General features: G+C 72.6%; 9 protein-coding genes. 7 read left to right on the forward strand and 2 right to left on the reverse strand.

Annotation, left to right across the window (positions count from 1 at the left end):
* Positions 1-10 precede the first annotated feature (10 nt).
* Together AC069K_RS21395 and AC069K_RS21400 are read left to right on the forward strand one after the other, a co-directional pair.
* On the forward strand, positions 11-799 hold the full coding sequence (locus AC069K_RS21395) for an ABC transporter ATP-binding protein (protein ID WP_358835702.1): 789 nt from the start codon (positions 11-13) through the stop codon (positions 797-799).
* Entirely contained in the window at positions 796-3,375 is a 2,580-nt protein-coding gene (locus tag AC069K_RS21400) for an ABC transporter permease (protein ID WP_478618546.1), read from the forward strand. The genes AC069K_RS21395 and AC069K_RS21400 overlap by 4 nt, the downstream gene beginning before the upstream one ends.
* 81 nt (positions 3,376-3,456) lie before the next feature.
* On the opposite strand, the gene AC069K_RS21405 is transcribed toward AC069K_RS21400, so the two are convergent.
* Entirely contained in the window at positions 3,457-4,617 is a 1,161-nt protein-coding gene (locus tag AC069K_RS21405; protein ID WP_478618549.1) for an acyltransferase family protein, read from the reverse strand.
* Between the two features lie 303 nt (positions 4,618-4,920).
* On the opposite strand from AC069K_RS21405, the gene mfd reads away from it, so the two are divergent.
* Together mfd and AC069K_RS21415 are read left to right on the forward strand one after the other, a co-directional pair.
* On the forward strand, positions 4,921-8,490 hold the full coding sequence (mfd, locus tag AC069K_RS21410; protein ID WP_365105843.1) for a transcription-repair coupling factor: 3,570 nt from the start codon (positions 4,921-4,923) through the stop codon (positions 8,488-8,490).
* Between the two features lie 144 nt (positions 8,491-8,634).
* Entirely contained in the window at positions 8,635-9,330 is a 696-nt protein-coding gene (locus tag AC069K_RS21415; RefSeq protein ID WP_478618552.1) for an HNH endonuclease family protein, read from the forward strand.
* A 32-nt stretch (positions 9,331-9,362) separates the two neighbouring features.
* Here AC069K_RS21415 and AC069K_RS21420 read toward each other — a convergent pair whose 3' ends face one another.
* On the reverse strand, positions 9,363-10,073 hold the full coding sequence (locus AC069K_RS21420) for a hypothetical protein (RefSeq protein WP_365105837.1): 711 nt from the start codon (positions 10,071-10,073) through the stop codon (positions 9,363-9,365).
* Positions 10,074-10,211: 138 nt separating this feature from the next.
* Here AC069K_RS21420 and AC069K_RS21425 point away from each other — a divergent pair, with 138 nt between their 5' ends.
* The 3 genes from AC069K_RS21425 (at position 10,212) to AC069K_RS21435 (ending at position 14,343) form a co-directional block, all read left to right on the forward strand.
* Positions 10,212-12,332: an N-6 DNA methylase gene (locus AC069K_RS21425; protein WP_478618555.1), complete on the forward strand. Its 2,121-nt coding sequence runs from the start codon at positions 10,212-10,214 to the stop codon at positions 12,330-12,332.
* Between the two features lie 155 nt (positions 12,333-12,487).
* A complete protein-coding gene (locus AC069K_RS21430; protein ID WP_478618558.1) occupies positions 12,488-12,910 on the forward strand; it encodes a hypothetical protein in 423 nt (140 codons plus the stop codon).
* A complete protein-coding gene (locus AC069K_RS21435) occupies positions 12,907-14,343 on the forward strand; it encodes a serine/threonine-protein kinase (RefSeq protein WP_478618561.1) in 1,437 nt (478 codons plus the stop codon). Before AC069K_RS21430 ends, AC069K_RS21435 begins: the two co-directional genes overlap by 4 nt.
* Positions 14,344-14,639: the final 296 nt, after the last annotated feature.

Below are 14,639 nucleotides of genomic sequence, written 5' to 3' on the forward strand. Positions count from 1 at the left end.
GAGAAGAACCGTGACAACGGCTGTGACCATTCCCAGGCACGGGGGCACTGGAGGGCAAACGGCGGTCGCGGCTCGGGCGCGCCAGGTCGTCAAGGCGTACGGGTCGGGCGAGACCCGCGTCGTGGCCCTCGACCACGTGGACGTCGACATCGCGCGGGGGCAGTTCACCGCGATCATGGGCCCGTCGGGCTCCGGCAAGTCCACGCTGATGCACTGCCTGGCCGGGCTCGACACGGTGACGGGCGGACAGATCTACCTGGACGACACCGAGATCACCGGCCTCAAGGACAAGAAGCTCACGCAGCTGCGCCGCGACCGCATCGGCTTCATATTCCAGGCGTTCAACCTGCTGCCGACGCTCAACGCGCTGGAGAACATCACGCTCCCCATGGACATCGCGGGCCGCAAGCCCGACCGGGAGTGGCTGGACCGCGTGGTGGAGACCGTCGGGCTCGCCGGGCGGCTCAAGCACCGCCCCACCCAGCTCTCCGGCGGTCAGCAGCAGCGCGTCGCGGTGGCCCGCGCCCTCGCGGCCCGGCCCGAGATCATCTTCGGTGACGAGCCGACCGGCAACCTGGACTCCCGCGCGGGCGCCGAGGTCCTCGGCTTCCTGCGCCGCTCGGTCGACGAGCTGGGCCAGACCATCGTGATGGTCACCCACGACCCGGTCGCCGCGTCGTACGCGGACCGGGTGCTCTACCTCGCGGACGGCCGGATCGTCGACGAGATGTTCCGCCCGACCGCGGAGGCCGTGCTCGACCGCATGAAGGACTTCGACGCGCGGGGGCGGACGTCATGACCGTGCTCAAGACCTCGATGCGCAACTTCCTCGCGCACAAGGGACGGATGGCCCTCTCGGCCGTCGCGGTCCTGCTCTCGGTGGCGTTCGTGTGCGGCACGCTCGTCTTCACCGACACCATGAACACCACCTTCGACAAGCTCTTCGCGGCCACCGCCGCCGACGTCACCGTCAGCCCGAAGAACGCCAAGGCCGACGACCGCCCGCAGACCGGCCGGCCCGAGACGCTGCCCGCCTCGGTCCTGGAGAAGGCGCGCGGCGCCGCCGGGGTGAAGTCCGCCGAGGGCGGCGTCTCCAGCTCCAGCGTCACGGTCGTCGACTCCGACAACAAGAACATGGGGTCTTCCAACGGAGGCCCCACGATCGCCGCCAACTGGACCGGCAACGACCTCAAGGCGATGGAGATCACCTCCGGTCACGCCCCGCGCGGGCCGACCGAGATGATGGTCGACGCCGACACCGCCGACAAGCACGACCTGAAGATCGGCGACGAGCTGCGCACCATCGCCGTCACCGGCGACTTCACGGCGAAGATCACCGGTATCGCCTCCTTCAAGGTGACCAACCCGGGCGCGGCGATCGTCTACTTCGACACCGCCACCGCCCAGCGCGAACTGCTCGGCCGGACCGGCCTGTTCACCAACGTCTCGCTCACCGCCGCCGAGGGCGTCAGCGACGTGCAGCTGAAGCAGAACGTCGCCGCCCGGCTCGGCGCCGGTACGTACAAGCTGGAGACCGCCGCCGAGGCCAAGGAATCGGGCCGCGACTCGCTCGGCTCCTTCCTGGACGTGATGAAGTACGCGATGCTCGGCTTCGCCGGAATCGCCTTCCTCGTCGGCATCTTCCTGATCATCAACACCTTCTCGATGCTGGTCGCCCAGCGCACCCGCGAGATCGGTCTGATGCGGGCCATCGGCTCCAGCCGCAAGCAGGTCAACCGCTCGGTCCTGGTCGAGGCGCTGCTGCTCGGCTTCTTCGGCTCGGTCCTCGGCGTCGGCGCGGGCGTCGGCCTGGCCGTCGGCCTGATGAAGATCATGGGTTCGATGGGCCTGGAGCTGTCCACCGACGACCTCACGGTCGCGTGGACGACCCCGGTGGTCGGCATGCTGCTCGGCATCGTCGTCACCGTCCTCGCCGCCTACCTCCCGGCCCGCCGGGCGGGCAAGATCTCGCCCATGGCGGCCCTGCGCGACGCCGGTACGCCGGCCGACGGCAAGGCGGGCCTGGTCCGGGCGATCATCGGCCTGGTCCTCACCGGCGCCGGCGCCGCCTCGCTCTACGCCGCGGCCCACGCCGACAAGGCGAGCTCCGGCGCGGGCGTCCTCGCCCTCGGCGTGGTGCTCACGCTCATCGGCTTCGTGGTGATCGGCCCGCTGCTCGCGGGCGGTGTGGTGCGGGTGATCAGCGTCCTGGTGCTCCGGATGTTCGGCCCCGTCGGCCGGATGGCCGAGCGCAACGCGCTGCGCAACCCGCGGCGTACGGGAGCGACCGGCGCGGCCCTGATGATCGGGCTCGCCCTGGTGGCCTGCCTCGCCGTGGTCGGCTCCTCGATGGTCGCCTCGGCCACCGCCGAGCTCGACAAGTCGGTCGGCGCGGACTTCATCGTCCAGTCGGGCGGCAACGACGGCCGCCCGATCGTGCCGCAGGCCGCCGACGCCCTGCGCAGGACCCCGGGCATCGCCCACGTCACCGACTACAAGTCGGTGGACGTGAGGATCACCACCCCGGACGGGAAGACCGGTGACGAGGACCTCGCCGCCGCCAGCCCGACCTACGCCGAGGACCTGCGCCGCGAGACGGTCTCCGGCAAGCTCTCCGAGGCGTACGGCAAGGACGCGATGTCGGTCGGCGACAAGTTCGCCGGGGACCACGGCGTGAAGGTCGGCTCCACGCTGACCGTCGCCTTCAAGGGCGGCCGTACGGCCCACCTCAAGGTCGCGGCGATCACCTCGGACGACACCAACGTCGACAAGGGCGCGATGTACACCAACGTCACGACCGCCGAGCGCTATCTGCCCGCCGACCGGGTGCCGAAGAACATGATCATGTTCGCGAAGGCCGAGGACGGCAAGGCCAAGGAGGCCTACGCGGCCCTGAAGGACGCGCTGAAGAAGTACCCGCAGTACAAGGTGCAGGACCAGACGGACTTCAAGAAGGACCTGAAGGACCAGATCGGCCAGCTCCTGAACATCGTCTACGGCCTGCTGGCCCTCGCGATCATCGTCGCGGTGCTCGGTGTGGTGAACACGCTGGCGCTGTCGGTGGTCGAGCGGACCCGGGAGATCGGCCTGATGCGCGCCATCGGCCTCTCGCGCCGCCAGCTGCGCCGGATGATCCGCCTGGAGTCGGTGGTGATCGCCCTCTTCGGCGCCCTGCTCGGCCTCGGCCTCGGCATGGCCTGGGGGACGACCGCGCAGAAGCTGCTGGCCCTGGAGGGCCTCGGCGTCCTGGACATCCCGTGGCCGACGATCCTCACCGTCTTCGTCGGGTCGGCGTTCGTGGGTCTGTTCGCCGCCCTGGTCCCCGCCTTCCGGGCGGGCCGCATGAACGTGCTCGGAGCGATCGCGAGCGAGTAGCCGCCGTACGGGGGTCGGCGGGGTGGCCCCGGGGAGTCCGCACGGACTCTCCGGGGCCGCTTCATTTCCGGCGCGGCCCGTTCAGAGCCGGGTCAGGCCCCGCTTGAGGCGCTTGCCCAGGGGCCGCTCCACGTACCGGTGCACCAGCCAGGACACCAGCAGCATCAGCGCGATCACCCCGCTGACCAGCGGGACGGGCTTCACCTGGGGGGAGAGCGCGCCGATGATCTCCCAGCCGATGTACTCGTGGAGAAGGTAGAGCGGATACGTCAGGGCGCCTGCGTACGGCAGCCAGCGCCACTGGATCCAGGACAGCCTGCCCGTGGCGACCAGGCCCATGACCGCGAAGCACGCCGCCATGATCGCAGCGACCGGCCAGTACGGCATGGGGTGGCTCAGGCGCTCCTGGGCGTGCTCCCAGGTGCTGCGGGTGGCGGGCAGCGAGGCGGCGAGGCTGAACAGGACGATGCCGCTCAGCATCAGGTTCGGCCGGAACCGGTACATCAGATAGAAGGCGACACCCGCGATGAAGCACCAGCTGTTGTCCGGCATGACGATCATCCGCAGGGTGACGGAATCCGACTGGTAGGCGAGTGCGCTCGCCACGGCCCAGGCGCAGCAGAAGAACAGGACGCGGCGGTAGGTCAGCCCGCGCCAGGCCACCACCGCGAAGAGCAGGTAGAACCGCAGCTCCGCGAAGAGGGTCCAGTAGACGCTGTCGACGCTCTGGACGCCCATCGGCTCCTGGAACATCGTGAGGTTGGTGACGACGACGTCGAACGAGTGCGCGCGCAGCCCGCCCGGCACGGCCGTCACGACCACGGTGGTGGCGATGACCGCGAACCAGTACGCGGGGTAGAGCCGCACCACGCGCGAGACGAAGAACGACTGGAGCGGCTTGCCCCAGCTGCTCATACAGATCACGAAGCCGCTGATGAGGAAGAAGAGCTGGACGCCGAGCCAGCCGTAGGCGGCCACCGGATACGTGACCGGGAATCTCGCCCGGGAGTCGGTTTCCGGCCATCGTCCGGTGAGCGCCATGTAGTGGAACATGACGACCGTCAGGGCCGCGAGCAGGCGCAGGCCGTCGAGGGCGTAGATGCGGCTCGGGCGGCTCCCCTCGACGACGGAGCCGGTCCGCTGCGGGATGCCGGTGCTGGAGAGCACCGGCTCGGGCTGAAGGAGCGCTGTCCGCGCCTGGTCGGGCATGTCGAGCGGGTTCCCCTCGGGCACTGATTTCATGGCGGTCTCGCCGCGACGCCGCCGTGTTGCCAGGCGTTCGGCACGTCCGCCGGAGCCTATGGGTTTCCCCATCATTTGCAAAGGCTCACCTTTTACTCAGGAATACCGCCGAAGGGGTGAACCTGCTGACGCGCGCCCCCCGGCCTGCTTCCCGCGCGGGTGTCACACGGTCGGCGGGGGCGGCGCGCAGCACCCCGGTGGGGGGCGGGGGGCCGGGCGGCGGGCGGGCGTAGGCTGGAAACCCCGGCCCGTACGACGTGTCGGGCGGTTCGCGTTGCCCTCTCCCCGGGATGGAAGCCCTTCATGAGCCTGCACGGTCTGCTGGACGCGGTAGTACGGGACCCGGCGCTCGCCGAAGCGGTCAAGGCCGCGACCGACGGCCACCGGATGCATGTCGACCTCGTCGGCCCGCCCGCCGCGCGGCCCTTCGCGGTGGCCGCCCTGGCCCGGGAGAGCGGACGCCCGGTGCTCGCGGTGACCGCGACCGGGCGCGAGGCGGAGGACCTGGCGGCGGCGCTGCGCTCCCTGCTGCCCGCGGACGAGGTGGCCGAGTTCCCGTCCTGGGAGACGCTGCCGCACGAGCGCCTCTCGCCCCGCAGCGACACGGTGGGCCGCCGGCTCGCGGTGCTGCGGCGCCTGGCGCACCCTCGGGACGACGACCCGGCGGCGGGCCCGGTCAGCGTGGTGGTCGCGCCGATCCGTTCCGTTCTGCAACCGCAGGTCAAGGGCCTGGGCGAGCTGGAACCCGTGGCGCTGCGGACGGGTCAGTCGGCGGATCTGAACGCGATCGTCGAGGGCCTGGCCGCCGCCGCGTACTCGCGCGTGGAGCTGGTCGAGAAGCGCGGGGAGTTCGCGGTCCGCGGCGGCATCCTGGACGTCTTCCCGCCGACCGAGGAGCATCCGCTCCGGGTGGAGTTCTGGGGCGACGACGTCGAGGAGATCCGGTACTTCAAGATCGCGGACCAGCGTTCGCTCGAAGTCGCCGAGCACGGGCTCTGGGCGCCGCCCTGCCGCGAGCTGCTGCTCACCGACGAGGTGCGCGGCCGGGCCGCCGCCCTCGCCGAGCTCCATCCGGAGCTGGGCGAGCTGCTCGGCAAGATCGCGGAGGGCATCGCGGTCGAGGGCATGGAGTCGCTGGCGCCGGTCCTGGTCGACGAGATGGAGCTGCTGCTCGACGTGCTGCCCCAGGGCTCCATGGCGGTCGTCTGCGACCCCGAGCGGGTGCGCACCCGGGCCACCGACCTGGTGGCGACGAGCCAGGAGTTCCTCCAGGCGTCCTGGGCGGCGACGGCCGGCGGCGGCGAGGCCCCGATCGACGTCGGCGCGGCCTCGCTGTGGGGCATCGCGGACGTCCGCGACCGGGCCCGCGAGCTCGGCATGATGTGGTGGTCCGTCTCGCCCTTCGCGGCCGACGACACCGGCCCGGACACGGCGGCGGCCGCCGAGGCGGGCACCCTCAGGCTCGGCATGCACGCGCCGGAGACCTACCGGGGCGACACCCAGCGGGCGCTCGCGGACACCAAGCAGTGGCTCGCGGACGGCTGGCGCGTGGTCTACGTCACCGAGGCGCACGGCCCGGCCGCGCGCACCGTGGAGGTCCTCGGCGGCGAGGGCATCGCCGCCCGCCTCGCCGTGCTGGACCGGGAGAAGGGCGGCCCGGACGGGATCGCCCCCTCGGTGGTCCACGTCGCCTGCGGCGCCATCGACCACGGCTTCGTCGACGGGGCGCTGCGCCTGGCCGTGCTCACCGAGACGGATCTGACCGGGCAGCGCACGGCCAGCAAGGAGCTGGGCCGGATGCCGGCCCGCCGCCGCAAGACCATCGACCCGCTCACCCTCGAAGTGGGCGACTACATCGTGCACGAGCAGCACGGCGTGGGCCGCTACCTGGAGATGGTCCAGCGGACCGTCCAGGGCGCCACCCGCGAGTACCTGCTCGTGGAGTACGCCCCCGCCAAGCGCGGCCAGCCCGGCGACCGGCTCTACATCCCCACCGACCAGCTGGAGCAGGTCACCAAGTACGTGGGCGGCGAGGCACCGACCCTGCACCGGCTCGGCGGCGCCGACTGGACCAAGACCAAGCAGCGCGCCAAGAAGGCCGTCAAGGAGATCGCCGCCGACCTCATCAAGCTGTACTCGGCGCGGATGGCCGCCCCCGGCCACGCCTTCGGCCCCGACACCCCCTGGCAGCGCGAACTGGAGGACGCCTTCCCGTACGTGGAGACGCCCGACCAGCTCTCCACCATCGCCGAGGTCAAGGAGGACATGGAGAAGACGGTCCCGATGGACCGGCTGGTCTGCGGCGACGTCGGCTACGGCAAGACGGAGATCGCGGTCCGCGCGGCCTTCAAGGCGGTCCAGGACGGCAAGCAGGTCGCGGTCCTGGTGCCCACCACGCTCCTGGTCCAGCAGCACTTCGGCACCTTCTCCGAGCGGTACGGCCAGTTCCCGGTGAACGTGCGGGCGCTCAGCCGCTTCCAGACCGACACCGAGGCGAAGGCGACCCTGGAGGGACTCAAGGACGGCTCCGTCGACATCGTCATCGGCACCCACCGCCTCTTCTCCTCCGAGACCAAGTTCAAGGACCTCGGTCTGGTCATCGTCGACGAGGAGCAGCGCTTCGGCGTCGAGCACAAGGAGCAGCTGAAGAAGCTGCGCGCCAACGTGGACGTGCTGACCATGTCCGCCACCCCCATTCCCCGCACGCTGGAGATGGCGGTCACCGGCATCCGCGAGATGTCGACGATCACCACCCCGCCGGAGGAGCGCCACCCGGTGCTCACCTTCGTCGGGCCGTACGAGGAGAAGCAGATCGGCGCCGCGATCCGGCGCGAACTGCTGCGCGAGGGCCAGGTCTTCTACATCCACAACCGGGTCGAGTCCATCGACCGGGCGGCGGCGCGGCTGCGCGAGATCGTGCCCGAGGCGCGCATCCGCACCGCGCACGGACAGATGGGCGAGTCCGAACTGGAGCAGGTCGTCGTCGACTTCTGGGAGAAGAAGTTCGACGTGCTCGTCTCGACCACGATCGTCGAGTCCGGCATCGACATCTCCAACGCCAACACCCTCATCGTCGAGCGCGGCGACAACTTCGGCCTCTCCCAGCTCCACCAGCTGCGCGGCCGCGTCGGCCGCGGCCGCGACCGCGGGTACGCCTACTTCCTCTACCCGCCGGAGAAACCGCTCACCGAGACCGCCCACGAGCGCCTGGCGACCATCGCCCAGCACACGGAGATGGGCGCGGGCATGTACGTGGCGATGAAGGACCTGGAGATCCGCGGCGCGGGCAACCTGCTCGGCGGCGAGCAGTCCGGCCACATCGCGGGCGTCGGCTTCGACCTGTACGTACGGATGGTCGGCGAGGCGGTGGCGGACTACCGGGCGCAATTGGAGGGCGGGGAGCAGGAGGAGGCCCCGCTGGAGGTCAAGATCGAGCTGCCGGTCGACGCGCACGTCCCGCACGACTACGCGCCGGGCGAGCGGCTGCGCCTCCAGGCCTACCGCGCTATCGCCTCGGCCACCTCCGAGGACGACATCCGGGCCGTCCGCGAGGAGCTCACCGACCGGTACGGCAAGCTGCCCGAGCCGGTGGAGAACCTGCTCCTGGTGGCCGGGCTGCGGATGCTGGCGCGGGCCTGCGGCGTCGGTGAGATCGTGCTCCAGGGCGCCAACATCCGCTTCGCGCCGGTGGAGCTGCGCGAGTCCCAGGAGCTGCGGCTGAAGCGGCTCCACCCGCGCACGGTCATCAAGGCGCCGACCCGCCAGATCCTGGTGCCGCGCCCGACGGCCGGCAAGATCGGCGGCAAGCCGGTGGTGGGCCGCGAACTGCTGGCGTGGACGGGCGAGTTCCTCACCACGATCCTGGGGTCGTGAGCGCGGTGCGGGCCCGCGCCGCCGTGCGCGGGCGTCCGGACCGCCGGTGACTTTCCGCCTTCGAGCCCCTATGGAGGCCGGGTCGGCGGGTAGGAGTCCCTAGGATTTTGGGGTTCCGCCAACTTCGCCAGAGGACGGCCCGTTGTGACGCGTACGTACCGAACCGCCCTGGGCGCCGCCGTGCTCGCGGCCGCGCTCTCCCTCACCGGCTGCTCCGACAGCGACAGCGACAGCGACAGCGGCACCAGGACGGCGAAGCCCGGCGCGCCCGCCGCGCGGGGCGGCGCCCTGGCGGCCGTCGACACCCTCACCGTGAAGGGCCGGGCGCCGAAGACCGGTTACTCGCGCGACCAGTTCGGCCGGGGCTGGACCGACACGGACGCCAACGGCTGCGCCACCCGGGAGGACATCCTCAAACGGGATCTCAAGGACGTGAAGTACAAGGACAAGTGCGACATCGCGTCCGGGACCCTGGCCAAGGACGTCTACACCGGCCGGACCATCAAGTTCGTCCGGGGCAGCAGCAAGGTCGACATCGACCATGTGGTGGCCCTGTCGGACGCCTGGCAGAAGGGTGCCCGGAGTTGGGACAGGAAGAAGCGGGTGGCGTTCGCCAACGACCCGCTGAACCTGCTGGCCGTCGACGCGAGCGAGAACCGGCGCAAGAGCGACGGCGACGCGGCGACCTGGCTGCCGACGTTCGCGGCCGGCCGCTGCACGTACGTGGCGGACCAGGTGGCCGTCAAGAAGAAGTACGGGGTGTGGGTGACGGAGGCCGAGAAGGAGGCGATGAAGAAGGTCCTCACCGAGTGCCCGCAGCAGAAGCTGCCCACGGGGTGAGGCCCGCCCGTCTCCCCCGGCACGGCTGACGCTCAGCCCGTCTTCACCCAGTCCTGGCAGCCGCTGCTCTTGAAGTACGCGTCACCCGCGCCGATCCTCACGATCGCCGTGCCGCTCACGTTCTCGTTCGCCAGGATGGCCTCGGTGCTGTGCGAGGCGTCCTTGGCGCGCTCCCAGTAGCACTGGTCGTCCTTGTTGCCGGCCGACTTGTACGTGCCCGGCGCGACGTCGGTGCCCACCTTGAACATGCCCCCGTCGCCCTTGAGCGTCGTCCTGGGGGCGCCCTTGGCGGGGGCCTTGGGGTCGAGGAGGTGCCAGTCCGCGCAGTCGCTGCTCTTGAAGATCTTGTCGCTCGCCGCCACGGTGACGTAACTGGCGCCCGTGACGTTGTCGTTGGCGAGGATGGCGTCGGTGCTGCCCGAGGCGTCCTTGGACCGCTCCCAGTAGCAGCCGTCCTTGTTGCCGGTGCTCACGTAGGTGCCGGGCCTGATGTCCGGGCCGACCTGGAAGGTGCCGTCGCCCAGGCCCTTCTCCTTCTTCCCGCCCGCCTCCTGCTTCTTCCCGCCCGCCGGGCTCCCGTCCGTCTTCCCGGGGGCCTGCCGCGTGGCCGCGGTGGCGGGTGCCTTGTCGTCCGAACCGCCGCCCGCGCCGACCGCGCCGCCGACGGCGACGACCGCGACGACCGCGCCGACGCCGGTGAGGACCTTGTGGCGGGCGAACCAGTTGCGCTGGTGCTGGGACATGGCTGTGCCTTTCCGTCGGGCCCTGGGGCCTGGTGAACCGATGGGTCAATCACAGCAGAGACTGTGAACCGAGTCAACAAGGTTCACAGGGATTGCTTTGTTCACGGTCGTGTATGGAGTGCTCCGAGGCGGATCGCTATGCTGGGCGGCACACAGACGAGGGGAGTCGGGCCCGTGCCGGACAACGCAGGCGAGGTGACCGCCGCCGGGATCGCCCGGCTCGCCGGGGTGGGCCGGGCGGCCGTCAGCAACTGGCGCCGCCGCCACGCCGACTTCCCCAAGCCCGTCGGCGGCACCGAGACCAGCCCCTCCTTCGCCCTGCCCGAGGTCGAGCAGTGGCTGCGCCACCAGGGGAAACTCGCCGAGGTCCCGCTGCGCGAACGCGTCTGGCAGCAGCTCTCCGGCCACCCCGCCGGGGCGGTGACCGGCCTGGTCCACGCGGGCCGGGCGCTCCTGCTGGCCCGGGACGACCCGGACGGCTGGCGCCGGCTCACCGCACTCGGGGACACCGGCTTCGCCGAGGCGCTGGCGCGGACGCTGGAAGAGGGTGTTCACAGCGGCGCTGTGAACACGCCCGCCCCAGCCCAGCCCGCCCCAGCCCAGCCCGCCCCCGCCCCGGCCGCCCCCGCCCCGGCCGAGCTCGCCGCGTCCGTACCGCTGCTGCGCGCGGTCGGGGAGCTCGCCGCCGAGCTGGGCGCCCGGCAGACCTTCGAGTTCCTGCTCGGCCGCCATCTCGACGCCAACCCGCGCCAGTACACGCTCACCCCGCCCGGCCCCGCCGAGCTGATGGCCGCGCTCGCGCTCGCCTCCCAGGCCGCCTCGGTGCTCGACCCCGCGTGCGGCACCGGCACGCTGCTGCGCGCGGTCCCGCACGCGGAGGCGGTGTACGGACAGGACGCCGACCCGGAGCTCGCGGCGCTGGCCGGGCTGCGCCTGGCCCTGCACGGCCCCGCCGAGGTGCACACCGCCGCCGCCGACTCGCTGCGCGCCGATGCCTTCCCCGCGCTCACGGTCGACGCGGTGCTCTGCCACCCGCCGTTCAACGAGCGCAACTGGGGCCACGACGAGCTCGCCTACGACCCGCGCTGGGAGTACGGCCTGCCCGCGCGCACCGAGTCCGAACTGGCCTGGGTGCAGCACGCGCTGGCCCGGCTGCGCGAGGGCGGCACGGCCGTCCTGCTGATGCCGCCCGCCGCCGCCTCCCGCCGTTCCGGCCGCCGCATCCGCGCCGGGCTGCTGCGCCGGGGCGCCCTGCGGGCGGTCATCGCGCTGCCCGCCGGCGCCGCGCCCCCGTACGGCATCCCGCTCCACCTGTGGGTGCTGCGCAAGCCGGGCGCGGGCGCCCACCCCGCGCCCGAGCTGCTGCTCGTCGACGCGGCCGGGCTGCCCGGCGGCGAGGGGGGCGGCCGCGACAAGCTGCCCTGGCAGACCGTGCGGAGCGCGGTCCTCGACGCCTGGGCGCCCTTCGACCGGGACGGCACCGCCGAGGAGCGGCCCGGGGTCTCCCGCGCGGTCCCGGTCATCGAACTCCTCGACGACGACGTGGACCTGGCCCCCGCCCGCCATCTGCCGCCCCCGGCCGCGGCGGGCGGCGCCGACGCCCTGGAGGCCGTCCGCGAGGAGCTCGGCGCGACCCTGCGGCGGACCGCCGAACTCACCCCGCCGGCCGCGGCCCCCGCCCCGCACCCGGGCACCCGGCTGCCGCTGACCACCGTCGGCGAACTCGCCCGGGCCGGCGCCCTGGTGCTGCGCTCCGGCGGTACGGGCGCCGCGGCCGCGGGCGTGCCGGTCCTGACCGAACAGGACGTGCTGAGCGGCACCGCCCCCTCCGGCACCCTGCCCGACGGTCCCGCCGAGGACCCGGTCCTGACCGAACCCGGGGACGTGGTGGTGCCGGTGCTCGGCGGCGGCACCGTCGCGCGGGTCGTCGACGAGGCCGCCGCCGGGGCCGCGCTCGGCCGCAACCTCCAGCTGCTGCGGCCCGCCCCGGCCGCCCTCGACCCGTGGTTCCTCGCCGGGTTCCTGCGCGGCACCGCCAACAACCGCCAGGCCAGCAGTTACGCCACCACCGCCTCCCGGCTCGACGTCCGCAGGCTCCAGCTGCCGCGGCTGCCGCTGGCCGAACAGCGCCGCTACGGCGAGCGGTTCCGGGCGCTCGCCGCGTTCGAGGACGCGCTGCGGCTCGCGGGACGCCTCGGCGAGCAACTGGTGCAGGGGCTGCACGACGGGCTCACGGACGGCGCCGTACGGCCCGAGTAGATCCCGGGTGGATCCCGAACGAATCCCGGGAAGATCCGGACCGTCGGCTTCCGCCCGGGCGTCCCCGACCCGGGCCCCGACCTGGGTGGACCCTGACCGCGCGTCACCTCTACGCTCTGGCCAGCGATGTACGTACCGCCCTGTCAGGAGCGCAGATGCCGAGCCCCGCGAGCATGAAGGTGATCACCATCAGGGTGGTCTTCTCCGTGCTGGTGGTGCTCACCCTCGGGCTGCTGGCGTGGACGGCGATGCTGCGGCTCGCCATCCTCCGCCGCACCCGGCGCGCCTGGGCGCTGTTCTGGGCGCAGCTCGCGGTCAACCTCGGCTGTCTGTCGATGCTGCACACCCACTTCAAGGACACCTGGGTGTCCACCACGGGCATGGTGATCCTGCTGGTGCAGGCGCTCGTGGTGCTCGTCCACTACCTGGCCGCCGACATCCACTTCCACCAGCGGCGCCTGCCGCCCCCGCCGCCCGCGCCGCCGCACCCGCCCGCGCGGCCGTCCCCGCGCATCCACCAGGTCCGCGCCGAGCTCGACGAGCTGAGCAGCCTGCTGCCCCAGGAGGAGGGCCGGTGAGCGCCGGACGGGTGATCGCGGGGCGCTACGAGCTGGCGGCGCTGCTCGGCCAGGGCGGGATGGGCCAGGTCTGGACGGCGTACGACCAGCGTCTGGACCGCCGGGTCGCGGTGAAGCTGCTGCGCCCCGACGCGGTGGCGGGCGCGAGCGCCGCCGACGAGACCCGGCGCCGCTTCGCGCGCGAGTGCCGGGTGACCGCGCAGGTCGACCACCCGGGGCTGGTCACCGTCCACGACGCGGGCAGCGACGGCGACGACCTCTACCTCGTGATGCAGCACGTGGAGGGCGCCGACCTCGCCGACCACCTCGCCGAGCACGAGCCCTACCCCTGGCCGTGGGCGGTGGCGGTCGCGGCCCAGCTGTGCGCGGCCCTGTCGGCCGTGCACGCGGTGCCGATCGTCCACCGCGACCTCAAGCCGCGCAACGTGATGGTGCGGCCCGACGGCACGGTCACCGTCCTCGACCTCGGCGTCGCCGCGGTCCTCGACCACGACACCACCCGCCTCACCCGCACCGGCTCGCCGATCGGCTCCCCGGCGTACATGGCGCCCGAGCAGGCGATGGGCGGCGTGGTCGGCCCGTACACGGACCTGTACGCGCTCGGGGTGCTGCTCCACGAACTGCTCAGCGGAAACGTCCCGTTCGCCGGGACCACCGCGCTCGGTGTGCTCCACCGCCACCTCTACGAGCCGCCGCTCCCGGTCCGCCAGGTCCGCCCGGAGGTGCCCGAGGCCCTGGAGGCGCTGGTGCTGCGGCTGCTCGCCAAGGACCCGGGGCGCCGGCCCGCCTCCGCGCAGGAGGTGTACGAGGCGCTCGCCCCGCTGCTCCCGGTGCGCGGGACCCCGGCAGGCCACCCGCTCGACCCGACACGCCCCTTCCTGCGCCCACACGCCCCCTGGCCGGACCGCGCGGCCACCCCGCCGCCGGCGCACGTGCCCCCCGCCGCGCCGCCGGTGCCGCCCCAGGCGCCCGGACCGGCGCGGCCCGATGTCGCGGGCGCCGTCGACGAGGCCAAGCGGCTCCTCGGCGAGGGGCGGATCACCCAGGCCGTGGACATCCTCGGCGCGATCTTGCCGGCCGCCGCGGCCCGGCACGGCGAGGGCTCCCCGGTGGTGCGGATCCTGCGCAAGCAGTACGCGGCGACGCTGATGGACGACGGCCAGTACCGCCGGGCGCTGCCCGAGCTGCGCCGGCTCGCCGAGGAGCGGGCCGCCGAGGCGGGCCCGGCCGACCCGCAGGCGCTGGCGTTCCGCCACGACGCGGCGCTCTGTCTGGAGCAGCTCGGCGACGCCGCCGCCGCGCTCGCCGAGTACCGTGCGGTCCTGCCGTACTTCGAGAGTCCGTACGGCACCGGCGACCCGGACCGGGCGGCCGAGATCCGGCGGCACATGGACGCGCTGCTGCGCCTCCCGTCGGGCGCGGGACGCGCTTGACCTTCGCCCCGGGTTACCCGGCCCAGGCATGCGGCGGTACTTCTCTGGCAAAAGTACGGGAAAGTCCGAACCGGACAGACGGAACAACTCATTCCACTCGTGCAATGGGTTGCTCAAGCGGCAGCCAAGAACGCGTCTGCTGACTGTCATTTAGGTGCTCTTTACGGACAAGATCGGCGCGTTTCTGTCTTCAGGGGCGTGCTGTGCCCTGCGCGGCCTCTTCGGCCTCTTCGGCCCGTTCGCCCCGATCCCCTGTCTGAGGAGTCGCCTCGTGCGCCCGCGCCCGTTCCGCCGTT

It is taken from the genome of Streptomyces sp. NPDC043908 (assembly GCF_056435525.1).